Source organism: Psychrobacter sp. van23A, from assembly GCF_030845275.1.
GTDB classification, from domain to species: Bacteria; Pseudomonadota; Gammaproteobacteria; order Pseudomonadales; family Moraxellaceae; genus Psychrobacter; species Psychrobacter faecalis.
Genome location: NZ_CP132595.1, coordinates 2,917,821 through 2,936,274, shown reverse-complemented (window position 1 = coordinate 2,936,274; position 18,454 = coordinate 2,917,821). Strand labels below are relative to the sequence as shown.

Annotated in this window: 19 protein-coding genes; 9 read left to right on the top strand and 10 right to left on the bottom strand. The window is 43.7% G+C overall.

Features of this window, described 5'->3' with window-relative positions; all coding sequences use genetic code 11:
• Positions 1 to 25 precede the first annotated feature (25 nt).
• A complete protein-coding gene (locus RAH45_RS12465) occupies positions 26 to 844 on the top strand; it encodes an NRDE family protein (RefSeq protein ID WP_191690729.1) in 819 nt (272 codons plus the stop codon).
• Between the two features lie 63 nt (positions 845 to 907).
• Here RAH45_RS12465 and RAH45_RS12460 read toward each other — a convergent pair whose 3' ends face one another.
• Positions 908 to 1,429, bottom strand: a complete 522-nt coding sequence (locus RAH45_RS12460; protein ID WP_068403735.1) for an RNA pyrophosphohydrolase — start codon at positions 1,427 to 1,429, stop codon at positions 908 to 910.
• 582 nt (positions 1,430 to 2,011) lie between these two features.
• On the opposite strand from RAH45_RS12460, the gene RAH45_RS12455 reads away from it, so the two are divergent.
• Both RAH45_RS12455 and RAH45_RS12450 read left to right on the top strand, forming a co-directional pair.
• Entirely contained in the window at positions 2,012 to 2,425 is a 414-nt protein-coding gene (locus tag RAH45_RS12455; protein WP_191690731.1) for an OsmC family protein, read from the top strand.
• A 14-nt stretch (positions 2,426 to 2,439) separates the two neighbouring features.
• The gene (locus tag RAH45_RS12450; protein WP_144297679.1) at positions 2,440 to 2,865 is read left to right on the top strand and encodes an MAPEG family protein; all 426 of its coding nucleotides are present in this window, start codon (positions 2,440 to 2,442) and stop codon (positions 2,863 to 2,865) included.
• Between the two features lie 70 nt (positions 2,866 to 2,935).
• On the opposite strand, the gene RAH45_RS12445 is transcribed toward RAH45_RS12450, so the two are convergent.
• The 6 genes from RAH45_RS12445 to hisIE all read right to left on the bottom strand — a co-directional run bounded on the left by RAH45_RS12445 (position 2,936) and on the right by hisIE (position 8,634).
• Entirely contained in the window at positions 2,936 to 3,958 is a 1,023-nt protein-coding gene (locus RAH45_RS12445; protein ID WP_306495327.1) for a tRNA dihydrouridine synthase, read from the bottom strand.
• Positions 3,959 to 4,024: 66 nt separating this feature from the next.
• On the bottom strand, positions 4,025 to 5,524 hold the full coding sequence (locus RAH45_RS12440) for a UvrD-helicase domain-containing protein (protein WP_191690735.1): 1,500 nt from the start codon (positions 5,522 to 5,524) through the stop codon (positions 4,025 to 4,027).
• Positions 5,525 to 5,748: 224 nt separating this feature from the next.
• The gene (gene tatC / locus RAH45_RS12435; RefSeq protein WP_306495326.1) at positions 5,749 to 6,615 is read right to left on the bottom strand and encodes a twin-arginine translocase subunit TatC; all 867 of its coding nucleotides are present in this window, start codon (positions 6,613 to 6,615) and stop codon (positions 5,749 to 5,751) included.
• Complete coding sequence (tatB, locus tag RAH45_RS12430; protein WP_306495325.1) at positions 6,615 to 7,331, bottom strand: Sec-independent protein translocase protein TatB; 717 nt, start codon at positions 7,329 to 7,331, stop codon at positions 6,615 to 6,617. Before tatB ends, tatC begins: the two co-directional genes overlap by 1 nt.
• 25 nt (positions 7,332 to 7,356) lie before the next feature.
• On the bottom strand, positions 7,357 to 7,596 hold the full coding sequence (gene tatA / locus RAH45_RS12425; protein WP_296191325.1) for a Sec-independent protein translocase subunit TatA: 240 nt from the start codon (positions 7,594 to 7,596) through the stop codon (positions 7,357 to 7,359).
• Between the two features lie 189 nt (positions 7,597 to 7,785).
• The gene (hisIE, locus tag RAH45_RS12420) at positions 7,786 to 8,634 is read right to left on the bottom strand and encodes a bifunctional phosphoribosyl-AMP cyclohydrolase/phosphoribosyl-ATP diphosphatase HisIE (protein WP_286796784.1); all 849 of its coding nucleotides are present in this window, start codon (positions 8,632 to 8,634) and stop codon (positions 7,786 to 7,788) included.
• Between the two features lie 352 nt (positions 8,635 to 8,986).
• Between hisIE and rpmI the strand changes: the two genes are divergently transcribed.
• The 5 genes from rpmI to RAH45_RS12395 all read left to right on the top strand — a co-directional run bounded on the left by rpmI (position 8,987) and on the right by RAH45_RS12395 (position 14,088).
• Positions 8,987 to 9,184, top strand: coding sequence for a 50S ribosomal protein L35 (gene rpmI / locus RAH45_RS12415; RefSeq protein ID WP_011281253.1), 198 nt, complete (start codon positions 8,987 to 8,989; stop codon positions 9,182 to 9,184).
• Positions 9,185 to 9,315: 131 nt separating this feature from the next.
• Positions 9,316 to 9,672 (top strand): 50S ribosomal protein L20, encoded by a 357-nt coding sequence (gene rplT, locus RAH45_RS12410; RefSeq protein WP_058369591.1) that lies wholly within the window; start codon positions 9,316 to 9,318, stop codon positions 9,670 to 9,672.
• A gap of 329 nt (positions 9,673 to 10,001) precedes the next feature.
• Positions 10,002 to 11,057, top strand: coding sequence for a phenylalanine--tRNA ligase subunit alpha (pheS, locus tag RAH45_RS12405; RefSeq protein WP_201592051.1), 1,056 nt, complete (start codon positions 10,002 to 10,004; stop codon positions 11,055 to 11,057).
• A gap of 68 nt (positions 11,058 to 11,125) precedes the next feature.
• A complete protein-coding gene (pheT, locus tag RAH45_RS12400) occupies positions 11,126 to 13,540 on the top strand; it encodes a phenylalanine--tRNA ligase subunit beta (protein ID WP_306495324.1) in 2,415 nt (804 codons plus the stop codon).
• 248 nt (positions 13,541 to 13,788) lie between these two features.
• Positions 13,789 to 14,088: an integration host factor subunit alpha gene (locus tag RAH45_RS12395; protein ID WP_011281249.1), complete on the top strand. Its 300-nt coding sequence runs from the start codon at positions 13,789 to 13,791 to the stop codon at positions 14,086 to 14,088.
• 187 nt (positions 14,089 to 14,275) lie between these two features.
• Here the strand turns inward: RAH45_RS12395 and RAH45_RS12390 are convergent, their stop codons facing one another.
• The gene (locus RAH45_RS12390; RefSeq protein WP_198328953.1) at positions 14,276 to 14,632 is read right to left on the bottom strand and encodes a hypothetical protein; all 357 of its coding nucleotides are present in this window, start codon (positions 14,630 to 14,632) and stop codon (positions 14,276 to 14,278) included.
• Between the two features lie 495 nt (positions 14,633 to 15,127).
• Here RAH45_RS12390 and RAH45_RS12385 point away from each other — a divergent pair, with 495 nt between their 5' ends.
• Positions 15,128 to 16,012, top strand: coding sequence for a KPN_02809 family neutral zinc metallopeptidase (locus RAH45_RS12385; protein ID WP_144297669.1), 885 nt, complete (start codon positions 15,128 to 15,130; stop codon positions 16,010 to 16,012).
• Positions 16,013 to 16,194: 182 nt separating this feature from the next.
• Here RAH45_RS12385 and RAH45_RS12380 read toward each other — a convergent pair whose 3' ends face one another.
• Positions 16,195 to 16,440, bottom strand: a complete 246-nt coding sequence (locus RAH45_RS12380; RefSeq protein WP_068403710.1) for a YMGG-like glycine zipper-containing protein — start codon at positions 16,438 to 16,440, stop codon at positions 16,195 to 16,197.
• A 293-nt stretch (positions 16,441 to 16,733) separates the two neighbouring features.
• Positions 16,734 to 18,002 (bottom strand): transcription termination factor Rho, encoded by a 1,269-nt coding sequence (rho, locus tag RAH45_RS12375; protein WP_068403707.1) that lies wholly within the window; start codon positions 18,000 to 18,002, stop codon positions 16,734 to 16,736.
• Between the last annotated feature and the right edge of the window lie 452 nt (positions 18,003 to 18,454).

Sequence of the window (18,454 nt, the reverse complement as noted above, 5' to 3'; positions counted from 1 at the left end):
TTTAATATTTATATCAAGGAAAACTATGTGTATCGTCGCCATTGCTTGGCAGTTATTTGATGAGTTGCCGTTGGTTTTACTGTCCAACCGTGATGAGTTTTTACAGCGTCCAACAGCGCCGCTGCATCAATGGGAGGATAAGCCTATTTATGCAGGGCGCGATAAGCAAAGTGGCGGCACATGGCTTGGCATACATCAACAGCAACATGGCGATTTTTACGACCAAAACGGGCGCTGGGCGGCGGTGTTAAATTTTCGTGATGGCGTACAAGCAAGTAATGATGAGCGCTCACGTGGCGAATTGGTCACCGATTTTTTGACCAGCACTTTAAACCCATTGGAATTTGCTCGACAAATCAGTTTGCAAGATTACGCAGGTTTTAACCTTGTTATTGGCGATACGGCGCAAGCGGTGATTGTCAATAATCGTGGTCATGCACCAACGCCGTTATATGCTGGATTGTACGTAATATCCAATGGTCAGCCAGAAGAAGGGTGGTTTAAAACCGAACGCCTACGCGGTCGGTTACGCCAAGAGGTGTTGCCATTGATTAGCGAGAACAGCGCCCTTGACTACTGGCAAGCAGCGGCGTTTGCCGTGATGTCAGATAATACGCCAGCGCCAGAAAATAAATTACCCGAAACAGGTGTCGCTAAGCAGATTGAGCGCGCACTGTCCTCCATTTATATTGAATCTGCTGATTTAAGTAGTATGAATAAAACAGCCATGCCAAGCTATGGAACGCGGACGCAAAGTATTTTAACCTTACGTAAAGAAGATAGTTCAGACAAAAAAATCAAAGCAGCACTTATTAGCCGTGAATGCCAGCATAGGCAAATCTAACATAAAAAAATTCCCCTATGAATAATAGCTATCAATAGGGGAATTTGTTTTCTATTTGAATACTTATTCCACCAACAAATGGTTGTTTTGTTCTGGAATAATCAGTTCTTGTTTAAGCGGTAGTTCGCGCACCAATTCTTGCAAGGCGCGACGATATACCCCGCGTTTAAAATGAATCACTTGTCCGAGTGGATACCAGTAGCTGACCCATTGCCAATGGTCAAATTCTGGTTTACCCTCATCAAAGCGGATGTGTTGAGTATTCGGCTCATCTAAGCGCAGCAAAAACCATTTTTGTTTTTGCCCAATACACAAAGGGTACTGCCCATGACGCACATAGCGTTTTGGCAAACGATAACGCAACCAATCTTGCGTGACCGCCAGTAGATCGACATGACGCGGATGTAAACCGACCTCTTCCCAGAGCTCGCGATACATCGCATCCATCGGCGTCTCCCCGCGGTCGATGCCGCCTTGAGGGAACTGCCAAGCGTTGTGACCAATACGTTTTGCCCACAGAACTTGCCCTTGTGTATTTGCCAAGATGATGCCGACATTGGCGCGAAAGCCGTCTGCATCTATCATGACTAAACCCTTTTAAATTGTTTAAAAATAGCTTATTTCGACAAGGTACAACGACAGCAATCATAGTTATTATAGGGTGATGACCATCAGTACTATGACAAAATAAGATTCATTACCGTTATTAAACCAAGAAACAACCAAAATGTGTAACAGTATTTTGCTATAAAATGTTTCACAAGATTAATCCTTTAAAATCAGTAACTTATAATTCTACTTTTGTAAGTAAATTCCGCAGATTTTTCTAACAATGATAAGTCGCGGTAACGATAGGTGTATAAATACTTAAATATCGAATATTATTGTTAAAGCATAAATAAGGTAGCGGTTTATAAAAGGTAAACAAGAAAAGGCAAACGAGGAAAGAGCGTCATAAATCTGGTTTTTGCTTATGCTACACTAATAAAAGACAGTATTTTTCAAAAAGAGATTGTATTTCAGAAAATAAGAAACCTTTACTATTCAAACTAAAAATCATGTCAAATTAAAAAGCATATGAATTAAGAAGCATATGAATTAAGAAGCATATGAATTAAGAAGCATGCGCATTCAAAGTCGTAGCAATTAAAACAAGGAATATCTAAGATGTCAGAGTCAAAAGCAAGCGTCACGTGGCAAGAAAATAAAGCCTTTATGGGTGTGTCGCCATCAGGACATAACGTCCAAATCGATGCTGATAAAGAAAAGGGCGCCAGTCCTATGGAGCTAATTTTATTAGGACTTGGTGGCTGTGCCAGCTACGATGTGGTGGCAATTTTACAAAAGTCGCGCCAACAAGTGACCGATGTACGTTGTGAGCTGACCGCTCAGCGTGCTGAGACCATTCCAGCAGTTTATACCGACATTCATATGCATTTTGTGGTGACCGGACAAGAGGTCAAAGAAAGCCAAGTAGAAAAAGCCATCAAATTGTCGGCCGAAAAATACTGCTCAGCCAGTCGGATGCTGGTACAGGGCGGCGTCAATGTGACTCACGATTTTGAAGTGATTGCAGGATAGGGACGAGTATACTGATGAGTCTATTCTTTGGGTTGATTCCCGATAGTGCCGCAGCGGCTATTTGGGCGATGGTGGTGGCAAGTCTGCTGCCACTGATGATGGCGCTGACAGCAAAAGCGCTTGGTGGTTTTAATTTTGCTGACAATGCCCACCCGCGTGATTTCTTACAAGGGACGACAGGAGCGGCCGCGCGGGCCAATGCTGCCCAGCAAAACAGCTATGAAACCTTGCCTATATTTTTGGCGGCAGTATTGGTTGCAATGCTGTTTTTTGTACCGCAGTTGATAATTAATACCATCGCTTGGCTTTATGTGCTGATTCGTATTGGGTTTTGCGTGGCCTATATTACCAATTTAGCGACCTTTCGCTCTATTCTTTGGGTGCTTTCGATGGCTTGCTCATTGATGTTGTTTTATTTAGCGATTCGGGTCAGTTTTTAGCTTATTGCTGCTGTAAGTCTTTGAGATTTTTATTTTTAACACCTTTACAATATCGATCATAAGGCGCTGTTTATTCGCATGTGCTATTTTGCAGCGCCGCGATAATCACCGCTTTATTTTTTTCTCTTTTAATACGTTCCCACAAGGTTTGCGCCTCAGAGTAACCTTTGGTCAACATACCAAGCCACTGCTTATAACGCCCGACCAACACCACATCGTTTTTCGCCGCACCCTCTAAAAACTTAATCTGATGGGTAATTAAATCTTGCCATGCTAAGGCTGTCAGTGTTTTTGTGTCGTTATTATCGGCATCAATCTCGGCAATCAAATCCGGACGGGTGACAGCGCCGCGACCAAGCATCAGATGCTGGGTTCCTGACTGTGCCATACAGTTTTGTGCGTGTTCACTATTCCAAATTTCACCATTGGCAATCACTGGTATAGCAAGCATATTAAAATTTTGGATTTTGTCCCAGTAAGCGGGCGGCTTATAACCTTGGGTTTTGGTACGCGCATGAATGGTTAACCAATCAGCGCCGCTCGCAGCAATCGCCGCTTTGATATCGTCCATGCGACTCGTATCCGTATAGCCCAGGCGAATCTTTGCGGATACGGGAAGGTGCGCGGGTACAGCTCGGCGTACGGCACTGATAATCTCATACATCACCTCAGGCTCATCAAGTAGCACTGAGCCACCACGATGGCTGTTAACCGTTTTAGCCGGACAACCAAAATTGATATCAATCGCAGGCGCACCAAGCTCGGCAGCATAAGCGGCATTTTCTGCCATCAATTGCGCGTCACTACCGAGCAACTGAATATGAATCGGTGTACCGGATGCAGTTTTGGCATCATGATGCAACTCTGGTACGTATTTATAAAAAACGTGTGCTGGTAAGACAGTTTGGGTGACGCGAATAAACTCACTGACCGACCAATCATAAGGACGACCCAAGTCTGACGCAATTTGGGTTAGGATTTGGCGCATCAAGGGATCAGTTAAGCCTTCCATGGGCGCAAGAAGACGAACAGAATTGGCAAATAATTGCTGTATGGTGTTTTGGCGTGCTTGAAGTTGCTGATTATGATTCATGATAGGAGAGTCAATGTTATAAAAAGAGGTCGGCAAAGGCGATGAGGGGAGAGATAGACGGGCAGATTAAGTATTACCAAAAATCACCTTTTTACCCGTCTGCAGTCCTGATACCAAGTCTTTAATATTATGAATATCTAAATTGCTTTGCGCGCGCGTACACGCAACGTAGAGCAGACGCAGCTCTTCTGGGCTAATCTTGACCGCATTGGTGGTTACGTCATAATAAAAATCATCATCGAGCTGCACTTTGCCCCACTCAAGCCCTTTGGCTTTATGCGCGGTTGAGATGACATAATCAGCATTTTCGATACGGGTTAGGCTGTTAACTGCCTGCGTCAACACATTGGTACCATGGTCATCGACCAACTTCACCAAGGTTTTAAGGTCACTGCCTTCATTGGTTTCAGAGTATTCTTGAACGTCACCCCAATTATAAAAATACGCCAGTTCGGGCACGCCATACGCCGATTTACCATTTTTTAAGTTTTCGGCTGCCTGACAAAATTTAAGCATACGATCAGTATCGGCTTGTAACGCCACTCTATGCCCAAGTTTTAAACCAGTTAATAACTGCGACATCGCCGCAGCATTGGTACGGCAAAGAATGGCATCTTTTTTACTATGTACCATGCCTTTTTCGGTAGACGATTGCTTATTTGGATTGCCTTTTAATGGTACGTCTTCTTGTAAAGCTTTGAGCAAGGTATTGGCAATCTCGGCAATTGGTTCGCCAAAACGAAACGATTGGGTCAATAAGGTTTGCGGCAACGGCAGTTTTTTCATCGCATTGACCGCGCCGCGCCACTCATAAATCTGCTGATGGGCGTCACCGACATAAATCACCTGCCGTGGCTGCTGGGTCAAAATCCCCATCATCAACGGATCGGCATCTTGAGCTTCATCAAATAAGATAAAGTCCGCAGGAATACTCGGTTTCGATAGTGCCCACAATTTAAGATAAATATCATGGCCGATACCAGCCGGATGGCGCGCATCAATCGACTGTAACCAGCGCTGCTCAACAGCAGGGTAGAGCATTTCGCGTAACTGCTCGCTATCTGACTCAGCAAGCCAGCTTGGAAATTCAAGATGCCTTGGGGCAGGATAGCTGGCGTGGGTACTACAAAAATTACTCACTGCATCACTGACAAACCGCGACAAGCGCGCTGGCGTGAGGGTAATATATTTATTCACCCCATCCATTTGCCGGCGTACTTGTACCGGTTGTAAGCCCAAATCATCACCCAAACGCTTGGGTGAAAATCTCGGTAACGACAATTTAGCGGTAATATCACGTGGTACGTGACGGTAGGCTAATGAGTGAAACGTCCGACAATCGACATGACCGGGGAATTTTTGCCGCGCATCGTTGGCAATGGCTTTGTTAAAGGCTAAATACAAGCCGCGACCGCGCAGACGCTCACCAATTAATTTGAGCGTCGTGGTTTTCCCTGCACCCGCATAAGCGACCACTTTAAATGACTTGTGATCCATCGCCATGTTTAGCGCGTTCAGCTGCTCATCAGTGGGATCGCTCATATAAGCTGGCATCGATGCGGACATAATAAAGCTACCTAAAAAACTAGAATGGGGTCAAGATTAGCGACGGTAAAAAAAGCCACTGCATAAACAATGGCTGACGGCTGATAATAACGGTGATATTGAGACACTCATTAACACTGAGGGTAGTACTGAGCGACTTAAATAAGAAAGCGATTTAAATAAGAAAGTTATATTAACAGATTAGCGTGTTGGCTGCTTTTTGAATAAGTGCCTGATAAGTAAAGTTATTCTTTCTTCAACTCTATATCGTCTGTCAAAGTCAGTTTACGTTCTTCTTTGATTAAAACTTTCGCCAAAAACAATCCCAGCTCAAACAATAACCACATTGGGATGGCAAGCATTAACATCGACACCCCGTCGGGCGGTGTAACGACCGCTGCAACGCCAAAACAGCCGACGATAATATAGCGACGTTTATCTTCTAGACTCTGAATGGAGACGACACCCGCCAATATCAATAGTAAAGTCACCACTGGAATCTCAAAGGTAAGCCCAAACACCATAAACAGCTTGAGCGCAAAGCTTAAATAACTGTCGATATCTGTCATCGGTAAGACGTTTTGCGGCGCAAACATGATAAAGAACTTAAGCACGCCCTTTAAAACAATAAAATAAGCAAACGCTACGCCCGCATAAAATAAAAATATCGAAGACATCAGTACAGGAATAGCGACTTTCTTCTCTTTTTTATACAAACCAGGCGCGACAAACGACCAAATTTGATACAAGATATAGGGCATTGCCAAAAATGCCGCCACAAAGATACTCAGACGTATTGGCGCCATAAAGTTAGAGGTGATATCGGTTGCTATCATCGTCGAGTTGGCGGGCAACTGAGCAACCAATGGGTCGGATAAAAAATCATAGAGCTCACGTGAAAATCCGACCAACGCCAAAAATATCACCAGTACCGCGACGCATATTTTAATCAGATGCCGACGCAATTCAATCAAATGCTCAGTAATCGGCATATCAGCCATTGAGCTTAAGATATCACCAGAGTCATCATGCGCAGCGGCATCTGTAATAGCATCGATGTCTGTAGCCGTTACTTTTTCTTGACGGCTTTTTTTACGCTTAAATAAACCCACTAATCATTCTCCTGCTGCTTGGCGGAAGCCTGCTGAATTGATGATTTGTTAATCGATGGTTTATTTAAATGGTTATTTAATAACGTATCGGCTTTATAATTGGGCAGGTAGGGCGGCTGCGGCAGACGCCTTGCTTTGTCATAAGCGCCCAAACGAAACCACATGTTTTCCCAGGGTTTGGTAATGGCAGTTTGGATTATTTGATGGGTATTGTCGTTAACATCAGTTTTCAGATTAGCATCATTATTTGAGTTCTGTAATTCTAATGGTTCAGGCGCTGTTAATTTTTTATCGGAGTCATAGCGGTCGTAAGCGTAGTCAAATTCTTTTGGCGTTACTGATGAATGATCGTCTTTTTCATGGTCGATTTTATTACTAGCGCTATCCACTTTCGCAGTATTAACTCGATGCGCAGCTTTAAGATGCTGGTTTTGCGAGGATTCAAATTCTTGCAGACTGCCGCGCATCTCTGCCATCTCACGGCGCATTTCAGCTTCAGTTTCACGAATTTTAGCCAGCTCTTTTTGCATTTGCTGCCGCGTCTCTGCCAAGTCAAGCTCAGCTTCGATTTCAGACTGCAACGTAGACACCGTGCGGCGAATTTTGGCATACCACTGCCCAGCCGTACGCGCCGCTTGGGGCAGTTTTTCTGGCCCCAAAACAATTAAGGCGATGACGCCAAAAAGCAGTAATTCAGAAAATCCAATATCAAACATAATGTCCCAATGCCATTATTAAATGCTATACATTATGCTTGTCATCAACCTTAGTGGTTGTGCGCTCTTCAGTGTGCGCATTGCCATCATGATCGAGCACGACTTGCTTTTTGGCATGTTCGGTATTTTCATCTTTAACGGCTTCTTTAAAACCTTTGACCGCGCCGCCCAAATCTTTACCGGCATTTCTTAGCTTGGAGGTGCCAAATACGACCACCACCACCACCAATAAAATTAGCCAATGCGTAATGGAAAAACTACCCATGATGCTATCCTTCTGTCTTGGTTTTTAGTCTTTATATAAATACTTTGAGTGTATAGAATATTGCTGTCGTACACAAAAGCTATCGACAGCTTATGCGAAGTAACACGTCATTATATTATAACCTGCACTTGTGACAAAAAGGTGAAAGCAACAATAATCAAACAGGGTAACGGCTAAGCTTAAAAAACGCTAGCGCGCGGCTTTTTCATCAATACCTGACAGACCAAAACGTCGGCCTAGCTCATTTAATACCGCTTCTGATTCTATATCAAACCATGCCAGCCCAACTAAGCTATGGAACCAAACATCAGCGACCTCATAGATCAGCTCGTGACGCGCTTCGTCATACTGGGTTTTATCCACATTTTCATCGCAATTGGCTAAGTCTTTAGCCGCGATAATGCTCTCGGTACTTTCTTCGCCTACTTTTTCTAATATTTTATTGAGACCCTTGGCATATAGACTTGCCACATAAGAGCTGTCAGCGTCCGCTCGTTTGCGCTCGGCCAATACCTTATCAAGCTGCTGCAAAATAGAATGAGTGGTAGCAAGGCTGTTATTTTGATGGGTGTTAGAATGGTCTATATTTTCCGCCGCCGCTTCATTAATTTTAGGCGTGGCTTTTGCTGCGGCGTTTGTCTGATAAATTTCTGCTGGGTCTTTTAATACTTTATCGACGGTTTGCCATTCAGGTATTTGCCCTGACAAATCCAAACGCTGATAAAAACAAGACTCGCGGCCAGTATGACATGCAATACCGCCCGCTTGCGTGACGCTCAGTACAATCACATCAGCGTCGCAGTCCAAACGAATATCATGCACGCGCTGGGTATGCCCAGACGATTCGCCCTTATGCCATAACTTGCCACGCGAGCGCGAAAAATACACCGCTGTCTGCGTTTCGGCAGTTAATTGCAGCGATTCGGTGTTCATCCACGCCATCATCAAAATACGTCCGGACACATAATCTTGGGCAATCGCAGGAATCAAACCATCAGTATTAAAATTTACGGCAGCAAGCCAAGCAGGTAAAGTCATAATCTATCAGTCGTCTTATAAAAGAAATGAGAAAGTGGTAAAAAGTATAAAGTAATAAAGATAGCACTCAAACCCTACTTAAACACAGCTACCGCTGACATTCAATATGTTAACGCAGGAAATAAAGCGCAATTATAACAGCAGCACGTTTTTGCGCGTAGTGTATTTCATATCAACTAACGCACCCTATAAAGTAGCGATTAAAACTTTCCTTGGCAAAACAGCGTACTATCTGCTAAAATAGCGCCTCCCACCTCGAGGCAAATAGCCGTTTAGTGCTTGTTTTTAAAGCGACTATTCGTTTTTACTATTTGACGACCAGGTTCTATCAAAGACAAAGAGGCAAATCATCATGAAAGTTAAGATGAAAACGAGAAGCGGCGCCGCTAAACGCTTCAAAAAAACAGCGAACGGCTTTAAGCGTAAACAAGCATTCAAAAGCCATATCTTGACCAAGAAATCAGCTAAGCGTATTCGCCAGTTGCGCGGTCTAAAGATGGTGGACAAGTCTGACGAAGCAGCAGTTCGTCGTATGTGCCCATACATCTAATAGCCTATCGTCATTTAGCTTTAATCAATTAAAGATATTTGACTTTGCAATTTGATAACGATGTCTATTAGTCAATTATTTGATGACATCGTGATTCGTTTAATAATGATTAAAAAATCTTGGAGTAATTTATGGCCCGTGTAAAACGTGGTGTACAGGCAAATCGCCGTCACAAAAAAATCTTAAAGCGCGCAAAAGGCTACTACGGTGCTCGTTCACGTGTTTATCGCGTAGCAGTACAAGCTGTGACCAAAGCTGGTCAATATGCATATCGTGACCGTCGCAACAAAAAACGTACTTTCCGTCGTCTTTGGATTGCACGTATCAATGCTGGTGCACGCTTAAACGGCTTAAGCTATAGCCGCCTTATCAACGGCTTGAAAAAAGCAAACATTGCTATCGATCGTCGCGTACTTGCTGACATCGCTATGCATGATGCAGCGACTTTCACCGCCTTAGTTGAAAAAGCAAAAGCGGAATTAGCCTAAATATTAACTATCCTTTAAGTATTCCGCTTTTTTGAGTGTTTGCTTAAATGGATAGCAATAATATTGATTAATAGTACGATATTAATAAAAGCTACCGCTGGTCGGTGGCTTTTTTTATATTAAATTATTTTACAGCCAGTTTTACACCGCAAAAATGTAAAACGTTTTTAGTAAAGTTGCACTTTTTATTGTCTAAATATTCAAGCCATTTATATCACACGCCTTTGGTTGAAAATGAGTGGGTAAATGGTTTGCAATATTTGGTCAAATCCCTACAATTATAAATCACTATTATTAATAGTCCGTTTAAATCAGGAAGAATGCGTCTTATGACTACCCCTGCTGCTACCACCGATTTGTCGGCGCTACCGACCTTGTCCACCGAGCTCAGCGAGTTAAGCGAAGCCCAGTTAAATGAGTTTGCCAGTGCTGCTGAAGCGTTAGTTTTACAAGTAACCGATGTGCGCGCGCTACAAGATTTACGTGTGCAACTGACCGGTAAAAAAAGCCCATTAACCGGCTGGTCAAAGCAGATGGGTAAGCTTGGTAGCGATGACAAAAAAACTTACGGAGGTTGGTTACATCAAGTGCGTAGCCGCATTCAAGATGCATTGACGGCGCAGCAGCAAGAGCTAGAAGTGTCGGCATTAAATGCCAAGCTTGCCAGCGAGAGCATTGATATCACCTTGCCTGCGCGCGGTGGTCAAAAAGGTCATCTACATCCTGTCACCATGATTACCCAGCGTATGCAGCAGTATTTTATCCAAGCGGGTTTTAATGTCGCCACTGGCCCTGAAGTTGAGAGCGATTACTATAATTTTGAAGCGCTAAATATCCCGTCGCATCATCCAGCACGGGCGATGCACGATACCTTTTATTTTGATGCGCATTATTTACTGCGTACCCATACCAGTCCGGTGCAGATTCGCACCATGGAAAAGAATGAGCCGCCGATTCGTATTATTTGTCCAGGTCGCGTGTATCGTAATGATTCAGACCAAACCCACTCGCCGATGTTTCATCAGTTGGAAGGGCTTATGGTGACAGAATCGAGCACCTTTGCCGAGCTAAAAGGCTTGATTAGTGAATTCTTAGAAGCGTTTTTTGCCAAAGAGCTAACCGTGCGTTTCCGTCCGTCGTTTTTCCCATTTACCGAGCCTTCTGCTGAAGTCGATATCCTCGATGATAATGGTAAATGGCTTGAAGTCATGGGCTGCGGCATGGTACACCCACAGGTGCTGACCAATTGCGGTATTGATAGCGAAAAATATACCGGCTTTGCTTTTGGCATGGGTATTGAGCGCTTTGCCATGCTGTATTATGGTATCGACGATTTGCGCCTATTTTTCCAAAACGACGTACGCTTCTTAAAACAGTTTGGCTAGATGGTCGTTATTAATATGTCACCCTTTATTCTAAAATCTTTATTATAAAATTCAGATCCGAGATATTTATGAAAATTAGCGAACAGTGGCTACGTCAATGGGTAAACCCCAACAATAGCAGTGAGCAATTGGCCGAACAGCTTACAATGGCAGGGCTTGAGATTGACGATCGCTTTGCAGTTGCTCGTGCTTTTAGCGGTGTGGTAGTAGGTGAAGTGATTAGCGTCGAGCAGCATCCCGATGCCGATAAACTGCGCGTCACGCAGGTCAATATTGGTGCCGTTGAGCCGTTACAAATCGTTTGCGGCGCGCCCAATGTGACAGTTGGTATGAAAGCGCCGGTTGCGACCGTTGGCGCCGTGTTGCCAAGTGATGACAGTAAAGGTTTCAAAATTAAAAATGGCAACCTACGCGGTGTCGATTCTAACGGTATGCTTTGCGGTGCCTCTGAAATTGATTTAACCGATAGCATCGATGGTCTGCTCGAATTGCCAGCTGATGCACCGATTGGTATGGATATTCGTGAATATTTAGGTTTAGACAATCAAATACTAGATATCTCTATCACCCCAAATCGCGGTGATTGTTTTAGTGTACGCGGTATCGCGCGCGAGATATCAGTGATTAATGACTTGCCGATGCAGCAGCCTGAGATTCCTTCTAACGTGCCAACTGACGCTAACGGTGCTGGAAATACTACGCCAGCAGTAACAGTAAGCGCGGTTGAAGCGTGCCCACGCTATTTACTCCAATCAATCAGCAACATTGATCGTAGCATCGATACGCCAAAGTGGATGACTGATGCGCTCGTACAGTCAGGACTGCGCTCGCATAACTTTTTGGTTGACGTGACTAACTATGTATTGATGGAACTCGGTCAACCGCTACATGCGTTTGATGCTGATACCATTGAAGGCGATATCGTAGTACGTTTGGCGCAGCCTGCTGAGACCATTACTTTATTAAATGAGCAAACTATTACTCTAACGGGTGATGAGTTGGTCATTGCCGATGATAAAGGTGCATTGGCACTTGCTGGTATCATGGGCGGTCAGCGCAGCAGTGTCACTGATAACACCACCAATATTATCCTAGAAAGTGCCTTTTTTAACCCATTAGCGATCGCTGCACGCGCCCGCCGTTTTGGTTTGCATACCGATGCCTCACAACGCTTTGAGCGTGGTGTCGATTTTGAATTGCCAGCGTTAGCACTAGCGCGTGCAGTTGATTTGATTACCAGTGTCACGAGCTCTCAAGCTGGGCAAATAGTAAAAGTAGAAAATATCGTGCACTTGCCAACACGTACGCCGATTACTTTGCCAATTAACAAAGTCCGTGAGGTCATTGGTATTGAGATTGAGCCTGCCGTGATGGTGCGTATTTTGACTCAATTAGGCTTTGAGGTAGAGCAGCAAGCAGATAAGCTGATTTGCACGCCGCCATCGTATCGTTTTGATATGAGTATCCGCGAGGACTTGATTGAAGAGATTGCCCGTATTTACGGTTATGATAATATTCCAAGCGTCTTGCCGCATTTGCAAGTCAGTATGGATTATGACGACACCGCGGACTTGACGCACGAGATGAAGCTCGCGCTAGTCGATAATGGCTATATGGAAGCCATTAGCTTTAGCTTTAGTGATGCAAAAATAGAAGCCTTGCTTGATGATAAAGCGCTGGGCGAAGTGTTGGCACTGGCCAATCCTATCTCTAGCGACTTGGCAGTGATGCGCCGTACTTTGCTATCAAGCTTATTGCCTTGTGTGCAATATAACCTCAATCGTCAGCAGCCGCGCGTGCGTTTCTTTGAAACGGGTTTAAGCTTTGTCGGTCAAAGTATTAGCGAGCTGGTACAAACGCCAAGTATTGCGTTAGTCGCAGTTGGCGATGTTTGGGATGAGCAAGCGTATCAAAACCGTGCGCTAGATTTTTATGATCTTAAGCATGATATTGAGCAGTTATTACCTGCGCAAATCGACAGTGCGCGTATCCGCTACGAGCGTAGTGCGCTTGCCTTCTTGCATCCGGGTCAAAGTGCCAAGCTTTATATTGATGAGGTATACGTCGGTTGGTTGGGTCAACTCCATCCTAATACCGCTAAACAGCTAGACTTGCCAGCGACGTGGGTCGCGCAATTGTCACTGGCGCCATTATTAACCTTGGTACGTGAACAGCACGCTATCACCACGCCAAGCAAGTTCCCACACGTACGCCGCGATATCGCCATCTTAGTCGATAGTGACATCAGCTTACAGACCTTGCAGGCGACGATTCGTGCTGCAGCTGGTGAATTGCTGACAGATTTATGGTTATTTGACGTCTATCAAGGCGACAAAGTACCGACCGGTCAGCGCTCTTTAGCATTCGCTTTAATATGGCAAGACAAAGCACAGACCTTATCTGATGACGCAGTAAAAACGGCGACAGATAAAGTCGTGCAAGCGCTAACTGAACAGCACGCCGCTCAGTTGCGTGATAGCTAAAACCAAGATATAACCATCTAAAACGCTCTATAGCCTCTGCATAAATGAGGCTATGGCGTTTTGCTATTTATAAAAATGTTTATCTTAGATAAATTTTCATTCATAAAAAAGTTAAGTGGTTATTAATAAAGGATTTTCATGCAGACTTTATGAAAAAGAGGACAAAAAACCTTTATAATAACTAACATTAATTCTCATACCGCTAAACCATGATATTCGACATCACGACATAGCATAGGAGTCGTACTGTGAGCACCTTAACCAAATCTGACATGATTGAGCATTTGATGAGTCATCTTAACCTGACACGCCAAGAAGGCCGCTGTTTGGTGGAGAATTTTTTTGACGAGTTGTCAGAGAGTTTGATTGATGGCAAAGAGGTCAAGCTGTCAGGCTTTGGCAACTTTGAGCTTAAAGATAAAAATAGCCGTCCTGGGCGCAATCCAAAAACAGGGGAGCCCGTTGCCGTGTCAGCACGCCGCGTCGTCACCTTTAAAACTGGACAGAAATTTCGCCAGCAAGTGGATGAGCGTTTATTTGACCAATAATAATCTTTGTAGTAAGTAAAAATGATGGTTATCACAGTCTATTGAATATATTACTGTGATAACCATCATTTTTTTATGGGGCGCTTTTATATCAAACTACTTTTTATAAAACATGAATAGTAGACATAAAAAAAGAGAGCATAGGCTCTCTTTTTTACTGCAGTACTTTTATCATGAAAAATAAAAATTACTGAGCTGGTTCTTCAACAACAACTTCATCAGCAGCGTCAACAGCTGGAGTTTCGCTAGCTACGTCAACGCTAGTAGTAGTACCATCTACAGGTACTTCAGCATCAACTTCGTCAGTAGCAGTAGTAGCTTGTGCATCAGCGATGTCAGCTTCAGCATCAGCTACAGCAGCTTCAGCTTCTGCAGGTACCGCTTCGCCTTCAGCAGCAGCTTCGTTTAGTTCTTCAGAAGCGTCTTGCACTTCTTCTTGCGCGTCAGATAAATCTTCAGCAGCGTTTTCTTTGTTGCTATCACAGGCAGTAAGGCCCATAGTTGCAGTCATGATACCAGCTAGAGCAAGTAATTTAAGTTTCATAGGGTTTCTCCGGAAAAATGAAATGATCAGTAGCAGCAAAAAAGGTTGAATATCCGAGATGTCCCAGAATTCAACTAGTATTAATTACAGCTACTCAGCTTTCACGCATTCTATATGATTTCTTTCTGCATGGAAAGAGGTTGTACAATTAAGTAACAATAAAATTGTAAACCGACTTTTAACTTGCTCATTTAATATACTTTTTAATACAACAAGCCAAATTAATCGACGTATAATCAATGACATCAGGACGTTTTAGCACTTTTTTGATAAAAGGATTTTCTTTAGGATTTTAAGCGTATTTTGAGATTATCGATAGGCTATCCATCAATAAAATTGACATTAAAATAAAGCAAAAATATAGAAGCGATTATGGTTGAAAGCTAGAATATAAAATCAACGGAATGAGTCATATATCTTATAACGTTAATAATCAAATAATAGGGTTTACTACGATAGTGATAGGCATGCTATTGGATTTTTAGGAGAAACATTATGAAGTGGCAAGACAGACGTGGCAGCTCGAATGTGCGCACCACCAGTGGCGGCGGCAAAATGATTGGTGGCGGTATCGGCGGTATTATCATTGCTGGTATTTTATGGCTGGTGTTTGGAGTCAATCCGATGACCGCCTTGCAAACGGGGCAAGTGATTACGGGTGGCGGCAATACGTCTACCCAACCTGCCACTAGTGATGACCGTGATACCCGCTTTGTAAAAGTCGTATTAGCGGATACAGAGGAAGTTTGGCATCAGATATTTAACGAGGCAGGGAGCACTTATAAAGAGCCGTCATTGATTTTATTTAATGGACAGGTCAGCTCAGCTTGCGGCAGTGCCAGCGCCGCCACCGGGCCTTTTTATTGCCCCGGCGATCAGACGGTATATTTGGATACGTCGTTTTTTGTAGAAATGCGGCAAAGTTTAGGTATTACTGGCGATGAACAAGGTTCAGGCGATAGTGAAAATCAAGGTAAAGCGGGAGACTTTGCGCAAGCCTATGTCATCTCTCATGAGGTCGGTCACCACGTGCAGACTTTGCTTGGTATTACTCAGCAAGTCAATGAAGCCAGTCGTCAAGTAACACGCGCGCAGGCTAACAAGTTATCCGTCATGCAAGAATTACAAGCCGATTGTTTTGCAGGCGTCTGGGCGCAGCGCAATCAAGAGCGCGTACAGTTCTTGGAAGCGGGCGATATTGATGAAGCCATCAATGCGGCCAGTCAAATTGGTGATGACCGTTTAGCGCGTGCCGGCGGCGGCGCTGTGGTACCAGATAATTTCACTCATGGCACCAGTCAACAGCGCGTGCAGTGGTTTACCCGTGGTTTAGAGAGCGGTAATGTGCAAGCGTGCGATACTTTTAGCGGCGCGTTATAGAGTTCGTTTTGTGTTATAAAAATATTTGGGTATTGCTTACCCTATAAACGTAAAAAAGCCTGCAAATCCATTGCAGGCTTTTTTCTTGCTAACTTTTTAATAGTCAGCTATCTTTTTTCAATACTCATGTAATCTATCATCTTAATTAAGATAATGATTTAATCATAGCTAACGAATAGTGATTAACGAGTTTGGTCAAGGATATAAGCACCTGCGCCGCCGATTGCTGCGCCGCCGATTGCACCGCGAGCGATGTCTTTACTGTTGCCGCCACTTTTAAGAAGTGCGCCAGCCGCTGCACCAGCAGTTGCGCCTTTAGCAGTGTTGCTTAAGCCACTGTTGTAACCATAACCATTGTTAGCACAACCGCCCATCATCAAAGCTGAGCTTGCAATCGCAGTTAGTGCAAAAGTTTTAGCAAATTTCATGGTATCACCTATTAAGTTGTCAAATTTGAAATCCAATATACAGGATGTATCTAAATATGTCTGTACTACTTTTAATAATAGCTTGTTTGTCTCTATCAAGCCGTAGTAGAAACGCTAAGCTTTGCAAATATACGGTAAATTATGTTACTTCGCTGTATCATTGGTAGGGGTTTTGCTTATAGTTATTGTATTTATAATGATAGTCCGCTAACTGTTTTTTGCAATTGCGTAATTGCAAAACCAAAAAGACCACATAAAGTGGTCTTTTTTAATCTAGTAATCTAGCTAACGATCTAATTTTGTGACTTACGTTTCATTTGCTCAAAGAATTCATCATTGGTTTTGGCTTCTTTTAAACGATCAAGCAAAAACTCAGTCGCTTGCACGCCATCCATCGGTTGTAACAGTTTACGCAATATCCAAACTTTACGTAGTTTATCTTCATCAAGTAGGCGCTCTTCGCGGCGGGTACCGGATTTTTTGATATTAATCGCAGGGAAGACGCGTTTTTCGGCTAAGTCACGCTCAAGGGTAATTTCTTGGTTACCCGTACCTTTAAACTCTTCAAAGATAACACTGTCCATTTTACTACCTGTATCAATCAAGGCACTGGCAATGATGGTTAAGCTGCCGCCTTCTTCGACGTTACGCGCCGCGCCAAAAAAGCGTTTTGGACGTTCTAACGCGTTAGCATCCAAACCACCGGTCAATACTTTACCCGATGATGGAATAACAGTGTTGTAAGCACGGGCAAGACGGGTGATAGAGTCAAGCAAAATGACCACGTCTTGCTTATGCTCGACCAGACGTTTAGCTTTTTCGATGACCATTTCGGCGACTTGGACATGGCGCTGCGGTGGCTCATCAAAGGTTGAGGCAACGACTTCACCGCGCACGGTGCGTTCCATCTCGGTTACTTCTTCTGGACGCTCATCAATGAGCAAGACGATAAGGTAGCATTCAGGATTATTGCGGGTGATAGACTGAGCAATAGATTGCAAGAGCATGGTTTTACCGGCTTTTGGCGGTGCAACGATAATCGAGCGCTGTCCTTTACCAATCGGGGCAATCAGGTCGATGATACGACCAGTCAAATCTTCAGTCGTACCATTACCAAGCTCTAGCTTTAATTGCTCAGTTGGAAATAATGGCGTTAAGTTCTCAAAAATCAGCTTATGACGCGAGCGATCTGGGGTATCAAAGTTGATTTCACCAACTTTTAGTAGCGCAAAATAACGCTCAGAATCCTTTGGCGGACGAATGGTGCCCGCGATACTATCGCCCGTCTTGAGACTAAAACGGCGAATTTGGCTCGGACTGACATAAATGTCGTCAGGGCCTGCTAAATAAGAGCCCTCTGATGAGCGTAAAAAGCCAAAACCATCAGGAAGTACCTCAAGCACACCGTCGCCGTAGATGGCTTCGCCGTTACGGGCATGGGTTTTTAAGATAGCAAAGATAATGTCTTGTTTACGGCTACGCGCCATATTATCAAGGCCCATTTCTTTGGCGATGGCCAATAGCTCAGCGATTGATTTTTTCTTTAGTTCAGTAAGATTCATAGATAGGTCATTAGCAGTTGATCAGATGAGAGATGCCATTATCAGCACAAATCACGACAAGGATTAAACAAAGGGTGTAAGGCGATAGAGGGTATATACACAGGGCTTGGGGCTTATGTAGGATTTGTTTTACGTGCCAGCTTATAAACGCCTTGCAAGACAGTCGGGCAGGTTTATAAAAAGTGAAGATAAAGAAGTCTACATAAGAGTCTGCGTCAAAAACTCAATATCAGTAATTGTGTTTAGTCATTGCGTTCAGTAGTGGTGTTTTATAATGACGATTGTGTTTTTGTTGATAAACACGAGGAGAATAGCGACAAGACACTTAGGAAAATGATTAGTTTTCTCTTGTCAGCAGACTATACGGCGTTCAAGACAGCGTTGTCAATAATTTTTGCTAAAAAAGCTATAATATCCAGCTTTTTGCTCAGAAAAGCAGCAAAAAAGCCATT